A 19,912-nucleotide genomic window follows, 5' to 3' on the forward strand; every position below is an offset into this window, starting at 1 on the left:
CTCCAAACATATTTTAATCTTATATCAATAAACTAATTTATAAATTCTAAACCTTGCATATATTTTTTTTGAAGAATTTTAGGAATTTCTATACGACCGTCAGAATGTTGATAGTTCTCTAAAATAGCTGCTAACGTTCTACCTATTGCCAAACCTGATCCATTGAGTGTATGCACAAAAAAATTTTTTTGTTCAGATTTTTTTCTATAACGAGCTTTCATACGACGCGCTTGAAAATCGTTCATATTAGAACAAGAAGAAACTTCTCTATATTTTTTCTGAGAAGGAAACCAAACTTCTAAATCATAAGTTTTTACAGCTGAAAATCCCATTTCTCCACTACATAAAAGCATTTTTCTATATGGTAATTCTAAAAGTTGTAAAACTTTTTCAGCATGATAAGTTAGTTGTTCTAATGCTTCCATAGATTTTTCTGGTGTAACAATCTGGACTAATTCAACTTTATCAAATTGATGCAATCGAATTAATCCTTTAGTATCACGTCCATAAGAAGATGCTTCGGATCGAAAACAAGGAGTGTGTGCAGTTAACATAATAGGTAAATCTTTTTCATCTACTATTTGATTATAAACTAAATTAGTTAATGGAACTTCTCCAGTCGGAATTAATATATATTTTTTTTTATCTGTAATATTTACATGAAACAAATCATCACTAAATTTTGGTAATTGTCCTGTTCCATATAAAGCTTTAGAGTGAACTAAATAAGGAACATAAGATTCGATATAACCATGTTTTAAAGTATGTAAATCTAACATAAATTGACTGAGTGCACGATGTAAAAGAGCAATCTTCCCCTTCATTACAACAAATCGTGATCCTGACATTTCTGCAGAAGATTTCCAATCTAATTCGTTAAATTTTTTTCCTATTTTTATATGATCTTGAACTATAAAATCATATTTCTTTTTTTGTCCCCAATATTTAATTTCTTTATTATTAATAGATGTCTTTCCTTCTGGAACATCATCAGAAGGAATATTAGGTATATACATGCAAAAATTATATATTTTTTCCTTTAAAGAATTTAATTCGATTTTAGAAGCATCTAAATCTTTACCGGATTGTATAACCTTCTGTTTTAATAATTCATTTTTATTTTTAGTAATCTTAGCTTCTTTAACTAAATTTGATAAAGAATTATGATTAAATTGTAAATTCTCGGTTTGAATTTGTAGTTTTTTTCTTTTTTCTTCCATAGAAGATATTGCCGAAACATCTAATTCGTAACCTTTTTTTAATAGTTTTCTAGCTGTTAAATGCAATTCATTTCGTAATAAATAAGGATTTAACATAAAATATTTTTCTCTTTTAAATGATTAATAAAAATTATTATTTAATACAGTTATTGAAATATTTAATAAATTAATAACTTACAAATAAAGATTTATTTTTTTACTATGTAATAAAAAAAATAAATATTTTTTAAAATGAAATCACATACTTAATATACTAAATTTATTTCATAGAATTTAAAAATATATAGTAGTATTATTATAAAAAATTTTATTAAAAATAAGATTTTTTTATCTGTTAAATTAATATTCCCGATTTAATTTTATATAAAAAAACAATTTATTGTCAGTAATAAATGAAAACTATAATATTTATTATATTCTCAATCAACTTAATTAAAGAGATATTTATTTTAAGGAAATTTAATATGCATAATATCAAGCATAGTAAAATAATTATTTTAGGATCTGGACCAGCAGGATATACTGCTGCGATATATGCTTCAAGAGCTAATTTAAAACCTTCTTTGATTACTGGATTAAATGTAGGAGGACAATTAATGAATACTAGTGAAATTGAAAATTGGCCAGGAGATGCTGATAAAATAAGTGGTTCAGAGTTAATGGAACGAATGTATAAACATGCTATTCAACTTGATACTAAAGTTATCTCTGATAATATAAATTTAGTGGATTTTGAAAAAAAACCTTTTTATTTAAGGGGAGAAAATAATGAATATACTGCCGATTCTGTTATTATTGCTACTGGAGCCAATCCTCGTTTTTTAGGATTAAAATCAGAGGATTTTTTTAAAGGAAAAGGCGTTTCAACATGTGCTGTATGTGATGGTTTTTTTTATAAAAACAAAGAAGTTGCAGTTGTGGGTGGAGGGAATACAGCTATAGAAGAAACATTATATTTGTCAAACTTTGTTAAAAAAGTTTATTTAATACATCGTGGAACTAATTTCAGTGCCGAAAAAATTTTACTTAATAGATTAATAAAAAAAATAAAAACTCAAAAAATAATAATTTTTTTAAATTCTACTATAAAAAACATATTAGGGGATTCTTATGGAGTTAATAGTTTATTAATCGAACAGAAAAATTTACAAAATACAAAAGAATTAAAAATTCAGGTTTCTGGTCTATTCGTTGCTATTGGATATACTCCCAATACTAGTATATTTATTAATAAATTAAAAATGAAAGATGGCTATATTAAAGTAATACGTGCAAAACATGGAAATTATACTCAAACAAGTGTTCCTGGAGTTTTTGCTGCAGGTGATGTAATAGATCATGTTTATAGACAAGCAATTACTTCATCTGCCAGTGGTTGTATGGCAGCATTAGATAGTGAACGTTATCTTAATTCTTTAATATAAAGAAATTTACATTTAGAATGATTAAATCTTATAAAAACATACTAGTCAAAATGACTAGTATCTGCTATAATAAATTTAATATTTTTAAATGTATTTAATGAGAGCCGAATGTCTAAAGAAGAAAATATTGAAATGCAAGGAGTTGTAATAGATACATTACCAAATACCATGTTTCGTGTTGAATTAGAAAATAAACATATTGTTACTGCACATATTTCAGGGAAAATGAGAAAAAATTATATTAGAATATTAACAGGAGATAAAGTTACTGTAGAACTGACACCTTACGATTTGACAAAAGGAAGAATTATTTTTAGAAGTCGTTAATAAAATTTATATGAAAAAATAAAATTAAAAGATATAACATAATCAATTATTTTCTGAAAAGTAATATTCATTTCCTAGAAACTTATCTATCTTAATAAATCTTCTAAAAAATAAAATGAATTTTTTTATTTTTATAAAAATAAAAAATTTTAAAGAGAATTTATGCGTACTAAATATTGTGGAAATATTCGAATAATTCATGTTAATAAAACAGTAAAATTATGTGGTTGGGTACATAAAATAAGAAATTTTAGTCAATTTATTTTTGTTGACATGAGAGATTGCACTGGTCTTGTTCAAGTGATTTTTGAATTAAAAAACAAAAAAATTTTTAAAAAAGCTTTAAATTTAAGAAATGAATTTTGTATTCAAGTTTCTGGTACAGTTAAAAAAAGAGAAGAAAAAAATAAAAATATAAAAATTAGTACTGGAGAGATTGAAATCTTAGCAGATGTATTAAATATTTTAAATGTTTCTAAGTCATTACCATTAAATTATAAACAAAAAAATAATGATGAATCGAGATTAAAATACCGATATTTAGATTTGCGTTCTTTTAATATTTTAGAAAATCTTAAAATAAGAAACCAAATAACTTATTTAATAAGAACATTCATGACAAAAAAAAATTTTCTAGATATCGAGACTCCTATTCTTACCAAATCGACACCAGAAGGTGCTAGAGATTATTTAGTACCTAGTCGAAATCATTATGGAAAATTTTATGCATTACCGCAATCTCCGCAATTATTTAAACAAATGTTAATGATTGCTGGTATAGATAGATACTATCAAATAGTAAAATGTTTTCGTGATGAAGATTTACGTTCAGATCGACAACCAGAATTCACACAAATTGATATTGAAGCATCTTTTATGAATGCTCAAAAAATTCGTAATTTAGTGGAAAAACTTATAAAAAAAATTTGGTTAAAAATAATAAATTTTAATTTACCAAAGTTTCCTAAAATATCTTTTTATGAATCAATGAGAAAATATGGATCAGATAAACCTGATTTACGAAATCCCATTGAAATTATTGATGTATCTGATATTTTAAAAGATGAAAAATTTAGATTATTTTTTAATTTAGATTCTAAAAAAAATAACCGAATAGCATTATTATGCATTTCTAATGCTACAGATATAAGTCGAAAAAAAATTGATATCTATACTCAATATATAAAAAAATTTAATGCAAAAAAATTATTTTATATAAAAATAATAGAAAATAATATTAGACATACAAAGATTTATAGTTCTATAAAAAATATTTTAGATAAAGTTATTTTAAAAAAAATAATAGAAAAAAGCAAAGCTAAAAACGGAGATATATTATTTTTAATTGCTGATGAAGAATATGTTGTAAATAAGTCTCTTGGTATGCTACGTTTAAAATTAGGAATTGATTTTAATATTACTAAAAAAAATAGTTGGAAACCAGTATGGATAGTTAATTTTCCAATGTTTATGAAAGATATTAAAGGAAATTTTTCTTCTACTCATCATCCGTTCACTGCTGTAAAAAATAAGGATATAAAAAAATTAAAAAACTCACCTCAAATCTCTATATCAGACAGTTATGATCTTGTAATAAATGGTTATGAAGTTGGTGGAGGTTCAGTACGTATTCATGATGTTAATATGCAAAAGAAAGTATTTGATATTATTGGAATAAAAAAATCAGTACAAAAAGAAAAATTTGGATTTTTAATAGAAGCATTACAATATGGCGCCCCTCCACATGCAGGAATAGCTTTAGGATTAGATAGAATAGTTATGCTTTTAACTAATAGTAACAATATTAGAGACGTTATTGCTTTTCCGAAAACAACTTCAGCAAGTTGTTTAATGACTGATTCTCCTAGTATAATAGATGGTTCAATATTACAAGAACTAGCTATAAAATTTTCTAAAAATAAATTGTAAAAAAATTTTTTAATAAAAATATTTTTTTATGTTACTTAATAAACACAAGAAAGTAGAACATAAAACAACAGATGGACTAGATGGTGTGTTATATAAAACAGATAAAGATATTCCTCCTGTAACAGATAAAATACTTACTATTATAGCAATAATAACCATTTTTTCTGGGGAACCTGAAAAATGTTGTGCAGTTGCAGGTGGGATAATTAACAAAGATGTGATCAACAATGCACCTACAAATTTAATTGCTATAGAAATAGTAAAAGCAGTCATTAACATAATAATTAACCGAGCATAAAAAATATTTACTCCATCTATTTGTGCTAATTCTTCATTAATAGTTGCTGATAAAATTAAATTCCAACGAAAAAGTAAAATACTAAGTATTATCATACTACTTATTGAAATAATAATTAAATCATATTTTGTAACAGACAATAAGTCACCAAATAGATAATTTGTAATATTTATTTTTTTATTAGAAGACATTAAACTAATAAAAACCATTCCTAAAGACAGTGAACTATGTGAGATTATACTTAATAGCGTTTCTAATGAAACAGGAAATAATTTTTCTAACCATGCTAAAATAATTGCGATTAAACTCATAAGAAAAAATAGAGTATAAAAAGAATTAATATTGAATGCTACAGATATAGCTATACCGAGTAAAGAAGAATGTGATAAAGTGTCACCAAAAGATGACATACGACGCCAAACTATAAATGAACCTAATGGACCAGTTATTAAAGCCAGTATAACACCTGCTAACCATCCCGGAAAAATTAGTTCCAACATAAAAAAATCACTCTTCAATAACGTTTACACATTTAAAAATTATGAACATGATTATGGTCATGATGATAAATTGCTAGTTCTTGTACACGTTTAAATCCAAATATAGAAATAAATTCTAAATTATTGCAAACAGTTTCTGGTGTTCCAGAACAACAAATATGATTATTTAAACAAATAACATCATCTGTTTTAGCCATAACAAAATTTAAATCATGAGAAACGATTAAAATAGAACATTTTAACTCGTATCGAATTGTATTAATTAATTTATATAAAGCTAATTGTCCCATGACATCAAGTCCTTGTGTAGGTTCATCTAAAACTAGAAGATTAGGATTTTTCAATAAAGCTTTAGCTAAAAGAATTCGTTGTATTTCTCCGCCAGATAATTTTTGTAACTGACAACAAATCAAGGATTCTGCTTTTACACGTTTTAACATTTCTGATATTTTTATGTTATTTGTTTTTTTAGATAATTTCATAAATCGTTCTACTGTAATAGGCAATAAAGTATTAAGATTTAATTTTTGAGGTACGTAACCAATAGATAAATTATATGAACGGATAATTGTACCTGAACTAGGTTTTATTAATCCTAAAATAATACGTACTAAAGTAGATTTGCCAGCTCCGTTAGGTCCAATCAAGGTAAGAACACGATTAGGAATTAAAGATAAAGATATATCAGTAAGAATAGAACGACTGGATAAAGTTACATAAATATTTTTTAATTTTATAAATTCAAACATAATTTTATGAATTTTTTTTAATCTTAATATTATAAGATATATTTTTTGAGATGAAAATCGATATTATGTTCAAAAATAAACAAAGATATCAATTATAAATATATTAATTTTAAATTTTAATCTAATTATAGCTAAAATATTAGAAATTTTAAGATACTCTATGAAAAAAATAAAAAATTAAATATGTTTTCTGGAATTTATTATAGAGAGTACTCTTAATATAAATTATATTCCGTAAAAAAAAGCAAGATTTTTTATTAAAAATAAAAAAAATACTAAATTTTCATAAAATTATTTTTGATTTTATAAGAAATTTAGAATTTAATTTATTAAAATTACATAAAAATCATTTTTTATATAATTTAAAAGATTAAATAAAAAAGAAAAAAACTAATAAGAAAATATAAACATTAATATTATTAAATATAATCAGAATAGATCATTATCACAATAAGTAATATTTATGCGTATTTTAAATATTATAACTAATAGAAATATTATCGATATTATTTATAGATAGAATAAATATTGATAATTTTTTTAGATTTTTAGATTTTTATATCTAAAAATTACATGTTTTTTCAAGAAACACTTGATCATAATATAATTTAATGAATTAATTGTATTAATTAAAAAATAATTTTTTTAAAATACTCTCTATACAATCTTAAATAAATGAAATTATTTGAATTATTCAATCAAAATATATTCTAAAAAATTATACGAAATAACCAATTTTGTTATAAGTTATATATTTTAAAAAAATGTAGAATTTATTTGAAATTTAGTTCATGTAAACTTAACATAATAACTTATTTTAATAATACAATTTTGGAGATAGATTTAACTATACTTTAAGATGTTTTATTTTTACTACTAGTAATAAAAAATTATAAAAGTAAATTTTTAAAATAGCTAATTATAACATCAGATTAAAAAAAATAATATATTCTTCACTATATATCTTAAAAATATTTAAGTTAAAATTTATACAATTAGTTAGAAATAAGGAAGAAAATTTTTTCTTAAGTAAAATGTTTATCTACTACTTTATATTTATATTATAAAATAATAACTCTTTAACTAGTTCTCCAAATTTAACTTTATACTTTATAAAAAAAAATAAAAAATCAAAAATATGATAAAAAAAGATATTAAAAAAAAATTTTAAAAAAATTATACAACTTTTAAAATTCTACTAGTATTAGTTTTTCCTATTTTTCCCATAATATCACCTTGAGTAATAATAACTAATTCTCCAGTACATAAAAAACCTTGATCACGTAAAAGAATAATTGCTTCATTAGCCGCTTTAAAACCATTATTCTTACTATTAAAATATATAGGAGTAACACCTCTATAAAGTGTTGATAAATTTAAAGTTTTTTTATTTCTTGACAAGGCAAAAATAGGTAATCCAGATGTAATTCTAGATGTCATAAGTGCAGTTTTACCTGATTCTGTCATAGTTATAATTGCTGTAATTCCTTTTAAATGATTAGCGACATACATAGCTGACATAGCAATTGATTCTTCAATATCGTTAAATTGCGCATTCAAACGATGTCTAGATACATTAATACTTGGTACTTTCTCAGCACCTTTACAAATTTTAGCCATCTTTATAACAGTTTCAGCTGGATATTTACCAGATGCTGTTTCAGCTGAAAGCATGACTGCATCACTCCCATCTAAAACAGCATTAGCTACATCCATCACTTCTGCACGAGTAGGTAATGGATTTATAATCATTGATTCCATCATCTGTGTCGCAGTAATTACTATTCTATTTAATTGTCTAGCAGTTCTAATTAATTTTTTTTGAATACCAGCTAATTCCGAATCTCCAATTTCTACACCTAAATCCCCTCTTGCTATCATAATTGCATCTGATGATAAAACTATATCTTCTATGGAATTTTGATTTATTACAGCTTCTGCACGTTCTATTTTTGCAATAATTTTAGCATCACTTCCATATTTTTTAGCTAATTTTCTTGCTTTTTTTAAATCATCGCTGCATCGTGGAAAAGATATTGCTAAATAGTCCACATCAATTTCTGATGCAAGAATTATATCTTTTTCATCTTTTTCAGTTAATGCGTTTGCAGATAGACCACCACCTAATTTATTAATACCTTTATTATTTGAAAGAATGCCTCCTATAATAACTTTGGTTAATATTTCATAATGATTTGATTTTAATACTTTTAACTGTATTCTTCCATCATCTAATAATAATATGTCACCTACTTTTAAATCATATGGTAATTGTTTATAATCAATACCTACTCGTTCTTCAGTTCCATTATTTTCTCCCAGATTTGCATCTAATATAAAAAAGTCATCAATATTTAAAAAAATATTATTATTTTTAAATTTAGAAATTCGAATTTTAGGACCTTGTAAATCACCAAGCAATGCAATGTGACAATTCAAATTTGTCATTATTTCTCTAGCTTGATTTGCTCTTAATTTATGTTCATTTTCTGAACCATGAGAAAAATTGAATCGAAGAACATTTACTCCAGAACGAATTATTTTTTCTAAATTATTATTAATATCTGTAGAAGGTCCTAAAGTAGCTACAATTTTTGTTCTTCTTAATCGATTTAACATAAAAATACACCTTATAAAAAGTTTTTTAAAAAAATATATTTATATAAATATAAGTCAATATGAAATATTTATTTATATTTATTAAGTTATTTAGTAAAATTAATAAAAATAATTTTATTTTAGATAATATATGATAAAAAATAAAAAATCTTAAATTATAGTATATTTTAAAAAAATTTTATTTATAAATATTAAAGATTTATACAATTTTACGTAAATATTATTACTTAAATTATTGCATTAAAATCTTAAATTTTATATATAAATTTCAAAAAAGAGAAGATTATGATCATAGAAACAAATCAAGCGTGCGATTTAGTAATTTTTGGTGCTAAAGGAGATTTAACAAAAAGAAAATTATTACCTGCTTTATATAAATTAGAAAAATCTAAAAAAATACATGAACACACACGTATAATTGCTGCTGGCCGTGCTAATTGGAATGCACAAGATTATATAAAAATGGTTAAAACAGAAATAAAAAATTTTTTAAATGAAGAAATTAACGAGTATGTTTGGGAAAAACTTAGTTCTCGTATATTTTTTTGTAATATTGATGTCTATGAACAATTACATTTTTTTAGATTAAAAAAAATACTGAATCAAAAAAAAAATATAAATATTTATTATTGTGCAGTTCCTCCTAATACGTTAAATTCTATTTTTAAAGGTTTAGGTGATGCATATTTAAATTCTATTCCATCACGTATAATTTTAGAAAAACCACTAGGAACTTGTTTAGAAACATCAAAAAAAATTAATAATCAAATTGCTAAATATTTTTTAGAATCACAAATTTTTCGTATTGATCATTATCTTGGAAAAGAATCGATACTTAATCTTCTTGCTTTAAGATTTGCTAATTCATTTTTTTTTCATAACTGGAATAATAAAACTATTGATCATATCCAAATTACTGTGGCTGAAGAAGTAGGAATTGAAGATAGATGGAATTATTTTGACATGATAGGACAAATGAGAGATATGGTGCAAAACCACATGTTACAAATATTAACAATTCTTACAATGGATCAACCAAAAAACATTACTTCTGAAAGTATTCGACATGAAAAAGTAAAAATATTACGTGCTTTAAATCCTATTAATATGAATAATATAAATAAAAATACTGTTCGAGGACAATATTCCTCCGGATTTATTAAAGGGGAAAAAGTGCCTTCTTATTTAGAAGAAAACGGTGCAAATAAAAGTAGTCAAACTGAAACTTTTATTGCAATAAAAGTTAGTCTGAACAATAAAAAATGGTTTGGTGTACCATTTTATATAAGAACGGGAAAACGTTTAGCACATAAATATTCTGAAATAGTAGTTTATTTTAAAAAAAGCCCTTATAATCTATTTAAAAATTCAAAATTAGAAATATTACAAAATAAATTAATTATACGTTTAGAACCAAATACAAATATTAAATTTGATTTCATAAACAAAATACCAGGATTAGAAAAAGAATATAAACTAGAATATTCTCAATTAAAATCTAGTGATTTTTATCAAAAATACTCTAAACATTTAATTGATGCTTATGAAAGATTATTATTTGAAAGTATGAAAGGTATACAATCTTTATTTGTTTGTCGTGATGAAGTAGAAGAAGCATGGAAATGGATAGATCCAATTATAGATGGTTGGAAAAATACTAAAAACAATTCTCCTCAATTATATACATCTGGAACTTGGGGTCCTAAAAATTCAGATTTAATGCTTGCTAATGATAATCGTTATTGGTATCAATTTCATTAAAAAAATGTTAAAAAATTTATCTATCTTGACTTAATTAAGACAACTATGATAGCTTAAAAATTAATTTTTTAGTATTTTTATAAATAACAAAATAAAAAAATATATATTTAATGTTATAAAATATTTAATTTTAAATTTATTTAAAATACTCATTTTGCTAATCGAGGAAGATAATATCTTATGATACGTATTATTCTTTTCTTATTAACTAATTTAGCAGTTATGTTAATATTTAGTTTGATTCTTTTAATAACAGGTATTCAGTCTAATAGTATTTACAGTTTATTAATTATGTCAGGTTTATTTGGTTTTAGTGGTTCTATTTTATCATTAATTTTATCAAAATGGATTGCATTACGATCTGTAAATGGTGAAATTATAACGCATCCCCGAAATGAAATAGAAAAGTGGCTTATTAATACTGTTCGAAAACAATCTATTCAAAAAGGTATTATTATGCCTCAAATCGCAGTTTATCATGCAACGGATATTAATGCATTTGCAACAGGTGCACGTCGTAATTCTGCTTTAATTGCTGTTTCTACGGGATTATTAGAAAATATGAGTCTTCATGAAGCAGAAGCAGTAATTGCTCACGAAATTAGTCATATTGCAAATGGTGATATGATTACTATGACTTTAGTTCAAGGTGTCGTTAATACTTTTGTAATTTTTATATCTCGAATGCTTTCACAAATAATAAGCAATCTTATATCAACTAATCGAAATGAAAGTAATGTAGAAGAAAAAAATCCATTTATATATTTTTTAATTTCTACATTTTTTGAATTAATTTTTGGTATATTAGCTAGTATTATTACTATGTGGTTTTCTAGACATCGTGAATTTTATGCTGATGCTAGTTCTGCCAAAATGGTAGGTCGTGAAAAAATGATTTCTGCTTTAAATCGGTTAAAAACTAGTCATGAACCTCAAGAATCTGATAATATGATTGCATTTTGTATAAACGGAAAATCTAATTCTTTTTTTAAATTGTTTGCATCTCATCCTTCTTTAGAAAAGAGAATACAGGCATTACATAATAAAGAATATATGTAATAACAACATACTTCTCTTAATAGAAATATATTTTTATATTTCTATTAAGAAAATTAAAAATTTAAATACATAAAAATATTTTTTTTAAATAAATTTAAACTTGCTTTTTTTACATATAATGATATTATATAAAAATATTATGCTTTTGATTATAAATTAAATTTTTTTAGGTAAAAATAAGTTACAATCCTGTTTATGCATAGAATATTAAATTTAAAAAAGTTTAGAGTAAAGACGTTGAAACAGCTTCTCTTGCCAAATCTTAAATTCATGCCCTATACAGTAATGTCTCTTTTTTCTCTACAAATTATCAATAAGACTAAAAAATATTCTTAAGGAAAGTTACAAAATGGCTAAGATTAAAGGTCAAGTTAAGTGGTTCAACGAATCTAAAGGTTTTGGTTTTATTACTCCATCAGATGGAAGTAAAGATGTTTTTGTTCATTTTTCTTCAATTCAAGGAAATGGATTTAAAACATTAACTGAAGGGCAAAATGTTGAATTTGAAATTCAAAATGGGCAAAAAGGTCCCGCTGCAGTAAATGTTTTTTCTGTATAAAAACATATGAGTTAATCAAAAAAATTCAAAGCCCTCTGTTAAAAAATCAGAGGACTTAATGTTTTTAAAAATTAAAAATCAAAATAATTAAAAAAATTTTATTTTCTATTATAAATTTATATTTTAACCTCTAAAAAAATCTATTATTTTACTGTAATTATAAATAAGTAGTAACTTCAAAAATTAATTCTTCAGAAATATTTTCATCAAATGACCTGTTTTTATCAAAAATATTTTTAATCTTCTAGATATAATAAATCGATACATCCTATTTTTTATGGAGTTTTTTCTGATGGAGTTTTTTTTAGACCCGTCAACTTGGGCCGGCTTATTAACACTAGTTATATTAGAAGTAGTATTAGGAATTGATAATTTAATATTTGTAGCAATTTTATCAGAAAAACTACCTCCTAATCAAAGAGATAAAGCACGTTTGATCGGTTTGGGATTAGCTCTAGTAATGCGTTTAGCACTACTATCATTAATATCTTGGATTGTAACACTTAACTCTCCTATTATTCATAATAAATTTTTTTCTTTATCAATACGTGATATTATTCTTTTATTTGGTGGTTTTTTTTTACTATTTAAAACTACAATGGAATTGCATGAAAGATTAGAAAATAATCATCATGAAAATCCAGAAAGTAAAAATTATGCAGGTTTTTGGGCCGTAGTTATTCAAATAGTCGTATTAGATGCAGTTTTTTCTTTAGATGCAATAATTACAGCAGTTGGTATGGTTGATCAGTTGTTAATTATGATGATAGCAGTTATATTAGCAACTCTTTTGATGTTGTTAGCATCAAAAACATTAACTAATTTTATTAATCTTCATCAAACAGTTGTAGTATTATGTCTTAGTTTTTTATTAATGATTGGTTTTAGTTTAGTGACAGAAGCATTAAGATTGTGCATTCCCAAAGGATATTTATATGCTGCAATAGGATTTTCGATTTTAATCGAAATTTTTAATCAAATAGCACGTCATAATTTTATGAAAAATCAATCTAGAAGACCTATGAGACAAAGAGCAGCTGAAGCTATCTTACGATTAATGATAGGGGAACAAGATAAAGAAAAAAAAACAAAAAAAATAACAACAAATAATCAAAAAACTGCTTCTATTCAATCTTCAAAAGAAATGGAAACATTTAAAGATGAAGAAAGATATATGATTAACGGTGTTCTTACGTTAGCCGGACGATCTATTAGAAGTATCATGACTCCACGTAGCAATATTTCTTGGGTAAATACAGAAAAAAATACCGATGAAATTCGAATGCAATTATTAGATACACCACATAGTTTATTCCCAGTATGTAAAGGAGAACTAGATGAAATCATAGGTATTGTACGTGCTAAAGAATTATTAGTTGCTATTGAGAAAAAAATAGATGTATCTATTTTTTCAAGTAAGATTTTACCGATTATTATACCAGATACACTTGATCCTATTAATCTTCTTGGTGTACTTCGTCGTGCTCAAGGTAGTTTTGTAATTGTTAGCAATGAATTTGGAGTGGTACAAGGGTTAATTACTCCCTTAGACGTGTTAGAAGCTATAGCAGGAGAATTTCCAGACGCTGATGAAACACCAGATATTATAAAAGAAAAAAATAGCTGGTTAGTAAAAGGTGAAACCGATTTACATTCATTACAACAATTACTTAATACTGAAGAACTCATTAAAGAAAATAATTATGCTTCATTAGGAGGTTTATTAATTGCTCAAAAAGGTCAATTACCACTTCCAGGAGAAATAATTTATATTTATCCATTTCATTTTCATATTATCAAAGCAACAGAATATCGTATTGATTTAGTAAGAATTACTAAAAATCAAGATCAAAATCAAGAAATATATAAATAGATTTACAATCATTAAAAAATTACACACTTTTTTAAATCAAATTAATTCTTTGAGAAAAGTATGTCCAATATAATTTTAGCAATTGATAGCTCAATTAATTGTTGTTCAATTGCTATATATAAAAATAAATACATTTATTCTCTATCAGAGAAATGTGAAAAACAACATACCACAAAAATATTACCTATGATTCAAAAAATATTATTTCAAACGAAAACAAAATTTGATGAATTAGATTATATTTCTTTTTCTAAAGGACCTGGAAATTTTACAAGTATACGTATTGCAGCGAGTATTGCACAAAGTTTGTCATTTAGTTTAAATATTCCTATCATTAGTATTTCTACTTTAGCAATTATGGCTGAAAAAGCATGGCGAAAATATAAAAAAAAACAAATAATAGTTGTAATAAATGCAAAAAAAACAGAAGTATATTGGGCTAAATATATAAGAAATAAAAAATCTATTTGGATAGGAGAACATACTGAATCTTTATTAAAAAAAAAGTTAATTATAAATGAAATTAACAATTTAAAGAATAAATGGACTCTTGTCAGTAATGAATGGCAATTGATTGAATTTAAAAATTCTTCAAATATAAATAAAATTAAAATTTTTCTTCCTAACGCAAAAGATATAATTCCATTTACTTTATTAAAAATAAGAAATAAACAATTATGTTGTTCTGAAGAAAATAGTATTAATTATTTATACAATACATTTTAGAAAAATATTTTTATATTTATAAGATAAAAAACAATCAATGCTGAAATATTAAATATACTTCAGTATTGATTGAACTAAATTAGTAAAAAATTTAATAAATTAATTTTTATTTCTTATTTTTTTTAAAATAACATATTTTATTAAGAAATTTTAATCAGGTAAAATAATATTCAATTCTAATATAGAAATATCTTCATTTTTTTGATCTAATTGAACAGTTATCATATTTGGTTCTATATTTACATATTTGCAAATTACAGATAGTATTTCACGTTTTAATTGTGGGAAATAATCTGGTTCATTATTATATTTTCTTTGTTCTGCAACAATAATTTGCAATCTCTCTTTTGCAACATTAGCAGTATTTTTGTTCCGGGATAAAAAAAAATCCAACAAAGCCATACCTATCTCCCGAATAAACGTTGTAAAAAACTTTTTTTTTCTTCTTTAATAAAACGAAAACGCTGTTCTTTACCTAATAATCGATTTACAGTATCACTATAAGCATGTCCTGCATTTGAATTGATATCTAATATTATAGATTCACCTTGATTCGATGCACGAAGAACAGATGTATCTTCAGGTATCACACCTATTATTGGTATTTGAAGAATATCTAAAACATCTGTCATACTTAACATTTCGCCTTTTTTAACACGTATAGGATTATAACGTGTTAATAAAAGATATTCTTTTATAGGAATACTATTTTGTTCGGCTCTTCTTGATTTGGAAGCAATTATTCCTAATATTCGATCAGAATCTCGTACTGAAGAAACTTCAGGGTTAGTAGTAATAATAGCTTCATCTGCAAAGTATATTGCTAACATGGCACCTGTTTCAATTCCTGCCGGTGAATCACAAATAATAAAATCAAATTCCATTTTTATAAGTTCTGTTAAAACTTTTTCAACTCCAATAGGTGTTAGAGCATCTTTATCTCGCGTTTGCGATGCAGGAAGTATAAATAAATTATTTATTTTTTTATCTTTAATTACAGCTTGATTAAGTGTTGCATCACCTTGAATAACATTAATAAAATCATATACTACTCTACGTTCACATCCCATAATTAAATCTAAATTTCTTAATCCTATATCAAAGTCTATAACAATTGTTTTCTTGCCTTTTTGTGCTAAACCAGTTGCAATAGCCGCGCTTGAAGTAGTTTTACCTACACCTCCTTTCCCTGAAGTTACTACAATAATCCGTGCCATATAAAAATATCCTTAAAAAAATACACTTAACTGAGAGAATTGATAGTTAAAAATTTATTTTTTAAGTAAATTTGAGCTGATTTTCCAATAAATTCTGATGGTATCTGGTCTGATAACCAATATTCTCCAGATATAGAAACTAATTCAGCAAATAATCCTGTGCAAAATATTTTTCTTGATGTATCTCCATTAGCACCTGCAAGAACTCTACCACGAACTATACCATAAATGTGAATGTTCCCATCTGCTACTAATTCTGCTCCTGCACTAACATTATTAATAACTATTAAATCAGCATGTTTAGCATAAATTTTTTGACCTGATCGTATAGGTATATCTATAATATGAGTTTTTTCTACTTTATTAATAATTTCATTTTTATTTTTTTTAGAATTAAAACAAAAATTAGTAAAAAAATGGGATTCATTTTTTTTTCTTTCTGATAAAACAGGCAAACCTGAATCAATAATATTTTTTTTTAACATATTATCTTGACAACCACTTACTCCTACAACAAAAAAACCATGAGAAATAATAATTTCTTGTATTTTTTTCCAGTTTACTGTATTGCATAATCTGGAAACATTGACAATGACAGGTGCATTCTTAAAAAATTTTGGACATTCTTGAATTTTTTTATATAATGATTGATTGATTAAATCAATATTATGATTATTTAAATACAATACTAATAATGTAAAATTGCTACTTTTAAGTTCGATAGATTTTTTTTGCATATTTATTGCTCAATAATACTAACTTATATGCACATAAAATTTATATATAAATATAAATTTTATTTTTATATTTTATAAAAATTAACGTAATTTTATTAGATTAAATTATAATATAAATAATATATGATAACAATTTCTATTTTTATATTACAAATAAAAATATATATAAAAAAATACATTTATAAAATATATTTTTATTAAAATTTATAAGGAAAGTATTATTTTGTTACTATCTAAAAATAGTCAAATCATACTACGATATAGTAAATTTTTTCAAACAAAAAAAGTTTTTTTTTCAGGAAACATACAAGATGAATTTCCGTTATATTTGCATACTATTAGTACAAAAATAAACCTTCTAAAATACAATAATTATATTTATTTTAAAAAAAAAATATTAAAAATATTAGTGTTTATAACAATTTATTAATCTCTAAAGAAACAATAAAAAATTGCGATACAATAATTTATTATTGGCCTAAAGATAAATTAGAAGCAACATTTCAATTAATGAATATTATTTCATCATTTCCTGTTGATACGGAAATATTTATTGTAGGACATAATGCTAGCGGAGTAAAAAGCGCTCCATTAATTTTTCAAAAATGGATAAAATTAGATAAAGTAGACAATGCAAAACATTCTATTCTATTTTCAGGGTTTATTAAAAAAAATATAGTTTTTATATTAGAAGATTTTTTTAAAACACACGTATGGAGAGACTTAATTATAAAGTCACTACCTGGCGTTTTTGGTCATAAAAAAATAGATACGGGTAGTAAATTACTTGCATCTACTTTCTCAAATAAAATAACTGGAACAGTTTTAGATATTGGTTGTGGTACAGGATTTTTGTCAGCATCTCTATTATATTTTTCACCTAATGCTATTTTAACGTTAGTTGATAACGATATGTCTTCATTAAAATGTAGTCAATTTACGCTTGATGCTAATAAATTAAAGGGAGATGTAGTATGTAGTGATTTGTACTCGAATGTTTTTCAAAAATTTGATCTAATTATTTCTAATCCACCTTTTCATAATGATTTGAAAATTGATTTTAATATAATAGAAAAAATGATATGTTGTTCTAGGAAATACCTAACACTAAGAGGAGAATTAAGATTTGTCACAAATAATTTTTTAAATTTTAATATTCTATTAAAAAGATTTTTTAAAAAATTTTATATACTAAAAAAAACAAGTAAATATAAAGTATATCAAGCTTTTTTATAAAGTAATTTTCAAAATTTTATTTAATACCCGGAGCGGGACTTGAACCCGCAAAGCTATAAAGCCGAGGGATTTTAAGTCCCTTGTGTCTACCAATTTCACCATCCGGGCATAAAAAAATTTAGAGGCGTATCCCGGAATCGAACCGGGTTATACGGATTTGCAATCCGCTACATATCCAATCTGTCAACACGCCTGTAATATTATTATAGAAAAAAAAAAATAAAATTACAAATAAAAAAATTAATTATTTTAAAAAATTAATTATTAAAAAATAAAATAAAATTACCTTTGCAATAAATAATATAATGATTTATTATAAAGATAATATTTTATTTAAATTTTTTTTATATTTTTATATCGGAGAGGTGGCCGAGTGGTTTAAGGCAGCGGTCTTGAAAACCGCCGACGAGCAATCGTCCGAGAGTTCGAATCTCTCCCTCTCCGAAAATTAATACATTAAAAAATATAGTAAAATATAAAAATATCTGTTGTTACTCTGAACTAAAAAAATTTTATAAATTAAATTTTAAAAAATCTAATATATTAGATTTAATTTATTGAATATCAGATAATACTTCAATTTCTACACGACGATCTGGAGCTAAACAACTAACTAGTAAAGGTTTATTTTTTATATCTTTACATACTTGATTAGTTAATGGATATAAACTCCCCATACCCTTAACGGTTATTTTATCTCTAGAAAATCCTCGAGAAGTTAAATAATTTTTAATACTATAAGCACGGTCTTCAGATAATTTTTGATTATATTCATAATTACCTATTTTGTCAGAGTGTCCTAAAAGAATAATAGAAATATTTTTCAATTTCATCTCTTTTATATCATCATCTAATTTATTTAGTTTATCGTAAGCAATGGGTTTTAGTTCTGTACTATTAAAAGGAAAATTTACATTTTCATTTAAAACACTATATTGTGCGTTTAGTAATTCAGGATCATAAGATGAAAACATATCATTTATATTCGATTTTCCAAACTTCCATCCAATAGATAATACTGCATCTCCTAGAGAAGGTTTAATAGACGAATTCAATATATTTTTCACACTATTTTTCCAATTATAATCTAATCTAGTAATAAATTTTTCATTAAAAATATACTCAGCACCTAAAGAAACACTAGGAAATAATGAACTCTCTTTACTAAATAAATTTTTTACAGTGTCTTTAGAAGCAAGATCATCCCATAAAACAATCCCACCTAATCTAGTATAAAGATGAAAATCATCTGTTATCGGATAAGATAATTTAGTTGCTACTTGAACACTATTAGATTGCATATGTTCTTTATTTTTTTGAAACATAAAATGAGGAGAAAAACCATTAGTATCATTTTCTATTTCCAAACCAAAATACGGATTAAACTCATATCCTAAAAACAATCCAACAATTGGAGCACTGAAATTTTCTATTAAAAAATTATCCTGATTATTATTAGCTAAAATATTATGAATATCATACTTTAAAGGATTAAAATGAGACCATCCCATTTTTGTACCTAGATACCATCCATTTTGTTCTTCAGCTTGAACTGGGGAAATCAAGCTTGCTAATAAAAACGCGATAGCGAGAGCTCGTTTTTTCATTTGAAACTCCATTATTTTTAGATGAACTATAAGAAAAATGATATTTATATAATATTATATAATAAATATGA

The 19,912-nt window shown here is 24.3% G+C and carries 18 protein-coding genes and 3 tRNA genes; 11 read left to right on the forward strand and 10 right to left on the reverse strand.

Translation table 11 applies throughout. The features are described from left to right. Nucleotides 1-32 precede the first annotated feature (32 nt). Nucleotides 33-1,316: a serine--tRNA ligase gene (gene serS / locus D9V61_RS01595; RefSeq protein ID WP_158339498.1), complete on the reverse strand. Its 1,284-nt coding sequence runs from the start codon at nt 1,314-1,316 to the stop codon at nt 33-35. A gap of 368 nt (nt 1,317-1,684) precedes the next feature. Here serS and trxB point away from each other — a divergent pair, with 368 nt between their 5' ends. From trxB to aspS, 3 genes are all read left to right on the forward strand, one after another. Further along, nucleotides 1,685-2,644, forward strand: a complete 960-nt coding sequence (gene trxB / locus D9V61_RS01600) for a thioredoxin-disulfide reductase (protein WP_158339499.1) — start codon at nt 1,685-1,687, stop codon at nt 2,642-2,644. Between the two features lie 108 nt (nt 2,645-2,752). Continuing rightward, entirely contained in the window at nt 2,753-2,971 is a 219-nt protein-coding gene (gene infA, locus D9V61_RS01605) for a translation initiation factor IF-1 (RefSeq protein ID WP_009874269.1), read from the forward strand. A gap of 162 nt (nt 2,972-3,133) precedes the next feature. Then, nucleotides 3,134-4,900, forward strand: coding sequence for an aspartate--tRNA ligase (gene aspS, locus D9V61_RS01610; protein WP_158339500.1), 1,767 nt, complete (start codon nt 3,134-3,136; stop codon nt 4,898-4,900). 9 nt (nt 4,901-4,909) lie between these two features. Here the strand turns inward: aspS and znuB are convergent, their stop codons facing one another. From znuB to pyk, 3 genes are all read right to left on the reverse strand, one after another. Continuing rightward, a complete protein-coding gene (znuB, locus tag D9V61_RS01615; protein ID WP_158339501.1) occupies nt 4,910-5,698 on the reverse strand; it encodes a zinc ABC transporter permease subunit ZnuB in 789 nt (262 codons plus the stop codon). Between the two features lie 32 nt (nt 5,699-5,730). Further along, nucleotides 5,731-6,447 carry a zinc ABC transporter ATP-binding protein ZnuC gene (gene znuC, locus D9V61_RS01620; RefSeq protein WP_158339502.1) on the reverse strand — a complete coding sequence of 239 codons (717 nt, stop codon included), beginning with the start codon at nt 6,445-6,447 and terminating at the stop codon, nt 5,731-5,733. A 1,176-nt stretch (nt 6,448-7,623) separates the two neighbouring features. Beyond that, on the reverse strand, nt 7,624-9,066 hold the full coding sequence (pyk, locus tag D9V61_RS01625; protein WP_158339503.1) for a pyruvate kinase: 1,443 nt from the start codon (nt 9,064-9,066) through the stop codon (nt 7,624-7,626). Between the two features lie 285 nt (nt 9,067-9,351). Here pyk and zwf point away from each other — a divergent pair, with 285 nt between their 5' ends. From zwf to tsaB, 5 genes are all read left to right on the forward strand, one after another. Further along, nucleotides 9,352-10,827 carry a glucose-6-phosphate dehydrogenase gene (zwf, locus tag D9V61_RS01630; RefSeq protein WP_158339504.1) on the forward strand — a complete coding sequence of 492 codons (1,476 nt, stop codon included), beginning with the start codon at nt 9,352-9,354 and terminating at the stop codon, nt 10,825-10,827. Nucleotides 10,828-11,007: 180 nt separating this feature from the next. Then, nucleotides 11,008-11,886 carry a protease HtpX gene (gene htpX, locus D9V61_RS01635; protein ID WP_158339505.1) on the forward strand — a complete coding sequence of 293 codons (879 nt, stop codon included), beginning with the start codon at nt 11,008-11,010 and terminating at the stop codon, nt 11,884-11,886. A 349-nt stretch (nt 11,887-12,235) separates the two neighbouring features. Then, nucleotides 12,236-12,445 carry a cold shock-like protein CspC gene (gene cspC / locus D9V61_RS01640; RefSeq protein ID WP_158339506.1) on the forward strand — a complete coding sequence of 70 codons (210 nt, stop codon included), beginning with the start codon at nt 12,236-12,238 and terminating at the stop codon, nt 12,443-12,445. 292 nt (nt 12,446-12,737) lie between these two features. Further along, nucleotides 12,738-14,318: a TerC family protein gene (locus D9V61_RS01645; RefSeq protein WP_158339507.1), complete on the forward strand. Its 1,581-nt coding sequence runs from the start codon at nt 12,738-12,740 to the stop codon at nt 14,316-14,318. Between the two features lie 60 nt (nt 14,319-14,378). After that, complete coding sequence (gene tsaB, locus D9V61_RS01650; protein ID WP_158339508.1) at nt 14,379-15,044, forward strand: tRNA (adenosine(37)-N6)-threonylcarbamoyltransferase complex dimerization subunit type 1 TsaB; 666 nt, start codon at nt 14,379-14,381, stop codon at nt 15,042-15,044. 150 nt (nt 15,045-15,194) lie between these two features. Here the strand turns inward: tsaB and minE are convergent, their stop codons facing one another. From minE to minC, 3 genes are read right to left on the reverse strand one after another with little or no spacing between them, the layout of a single operon-like run. Beyond that, entirely contained in the window at nt 15,195-15,446 is a 252-nt protein-coding gene (gene minE, locus D9V61_RS01655; RefSeq protein WP_158339509.1) for a cell division topological specificity factor MinE, read from the reverse strand. 2 nt (nt 15,447-15,448) lie between these two features. Continuing rightward, complete coding sequence (gene minD, locus D9V61_RS01660; RefSeq protein WP_158339510.1) at nt 15,449-16,261, reverse strand: septum site-determining protein MinD; 813 nt, start codon at nt 16,259-16,261, stop codon at nt 15,449-15,451. A 26-nt stretch (nt 16,262-16,287) separates the two neighbouring features. Continuing rightward, on the reverse strand, nt 16,288-16,998 hold the full coding sequence (gene minC / locus D9V61_RS01665) for a septum site-determining protein MinC (RefSeq protein ID WP_158339511.1): 711 nt from the start codon (nt 16,996-16,998) through the stop codon (nt 16,288-16,290). Between the two features lie 223 nt (nt 16,999-17,221). Here minC and D9V61_RS03180 point away from each other — a divergent pair, with 223 nt between their 5' ends. Further along, on the forward strand, nt 17,222-17,428 hold the full coding sequence (locus D9V61_RS03180; protein ID WP_261979456.1) for a hypothetical protein: 207 nt from the start codon (nt 17,222-17,224) through the stop codon (nt 17,426-17,428). Between the two features lie 14 nt (nt 17,429-17,442). Then, a complete protein-coding gene (rsmC, locus tag D9V61_RS01670; RefSeq protein WP_315984407.1) occupies nt 17,443-18,234 on the forward strand; it encodes a 16S rRNA (guanine(1207)-N(2))-methyltransferase RsmC in 792 nt (263 codons plus the stop codon). 24 nt (nt 18,235-18,258) lie between these two features. Here the strand turns inward: rsmC and D9V61_RS01675 are convergent. Beyond that, a tRNA-Leu gene (locus D9V61_RS01675) sits at nt 18,259-18,342 on the reverse strand. A gap of 14 nt (nt 18,343-18,356) precedes the next feature. Continuing rightward, nucleotides 18,357-18,427, reverse strand: a tRNA-Cys gene (locus tag D9V61_RS01680). Nucleotides 18,428-18,593: 166 nt separating this feature from the next. Between D9V61_RS01680 and D9V61_RS01685 the strand changes: the two genes are divergently transcribed. Then, nucleotides 18,594-18,678: transfer RNA gene (locus D9V61_RS01685), tRNA-Ser, on the forward strand. A gap of 110 nt (nt 18,679-18,788) precedes the next feature. Here the strand turns inward: D9V61_RS01685 and D9V61_RS01690 are convergent. Then, a complete protein-coding gene (locus D9V61_RS01690) occupies nt 18,789-19,841 on the reverse strand; it encodes an OmpA family protein (protein ID WP_158339512.1) in 1,053 nt (350 codons plus the stop codon). Nucleotides 19,842-19,912: the final 71 nt, after the last annotated feature.

It is taken from the genome of Buchnera aphidicola (Acyrthosiphon lactucae) (genome assembly GCF_005083565.1).
Taxonomy (GTDB): domain Bacteria; phylum Pseudomonadota; class Gammaproteobacteria; order Enterobacterales; family Enterobacteriaceae; genus Buchnera; species Buchnera aphidicola_AH.

Excerpts from the sequence above, each read along its gene's own strand:
- minD (WP_158339510.1), bottom strand. The coding sequence starts at position 16,261 with ATGGCACGGATTATTGTAGTAACTTCAGGGAAAGGAGGTGTAGGTAAA.
- zwf (WP_158339504.1), top strand. The coding sequence starts at position 9,352 with ATGATCATAGAAACAAATCAAGCGTGCGATTTAGTAATTTTTGGTGCT.
- D9V61_RS01645 (WP_158339507.1), top strand. The coding sequence starts at position 12,738 with ATGGAGTTTTTTTTAGACCCGTCAACTTGGGCCGGCTTATTAACACTA.
- D9V61_RS01690 (WP_158339512.1), bottom strand. The coding sequence starts at position 19,841 with ATGAAAAAACGAGCTCTCGCTATCGCGTTTTTATTAGCAAGCTTGATT.
- htpX (WP_158339505.1), top strand. The coding sequence starts at position 11,008 with ATGATACGTATTATTCTTTTCTTATTAACTAATTTAGCAGTTATGTTA.
- minC (WP_158339511.1), bottom strand. The coding sequence starts at position 16,998 with ATGCAAAAAAAATCTATCGAACTTAAAAGTAGCAATTTTACATTATTA.
- minE (WP_158339509.1), bottom strand. The coding sequence starts at position 15,446 with ATGGCTTTGTTGGATTTTTTTTTATCCCGGAACAAAAATACTGCTAAT.
- serS (WP_158339498.1), bottom strand. The coding sequence starts at position 1,316 with ATGTTAAATCCTTATTTATTACGAAATGAATTGCATTTAACAGCTAGA.
- znuC (WP_158339502.1), bottom strand. The coding sequence starts at position 6,447 with ATGTTTGAATTTATAAAATTAAAAAATATTTATGTAACTTTATCCAGT.
- aspS (WP_158339500.1), top strand. The coding sequence starts at position 3,134 with ATGCGTACTAAATATTGTGGAAATATTCGAATAATTCATGTTAATAAA.
- tsaB (WP_158339508.1), top strand. The coding sequence starts at position 14,379 with ATGTCCAATATAATTTTAGCAATTGATAGCTCAATTAATTGTTGTTCA.
- trxB (WP_158339499.1), top strand. The coding sequence starts at position 1,685 with ATGCATAATATCAAGCATAGTAAAATAATTATTTTAGGATCTGGACCA.
- pyk (WP_158339503.1), bottom strand. The coding sequence starts at position 9,066 with ATGTTAAATCGATTAAGAAGAACAAAAATTGTAGCTACTTTAGGACCT.
- cspC (WP_158339506.1), top strand. The coding sequence starts at position 12,236 with ATGGCTAAGATTAAAGGTCAAGTTAAGTGGTTCAACGAATCTAAAGGT.
- infA (WP_009874269.1), top strand. The coding sequence starts at position 2,753 with ATGTCTAAAGAAGAAAATATTGAAATGCAAGGAGTTGTAATAGATACA.
- znuB (WP_158339501.1), bottom strand. The coding sequence starts at position 5,698 with ATGTTGGAACTAATTTTTCCGGGATGGTTAGCAGGTGTTATACTGGCT.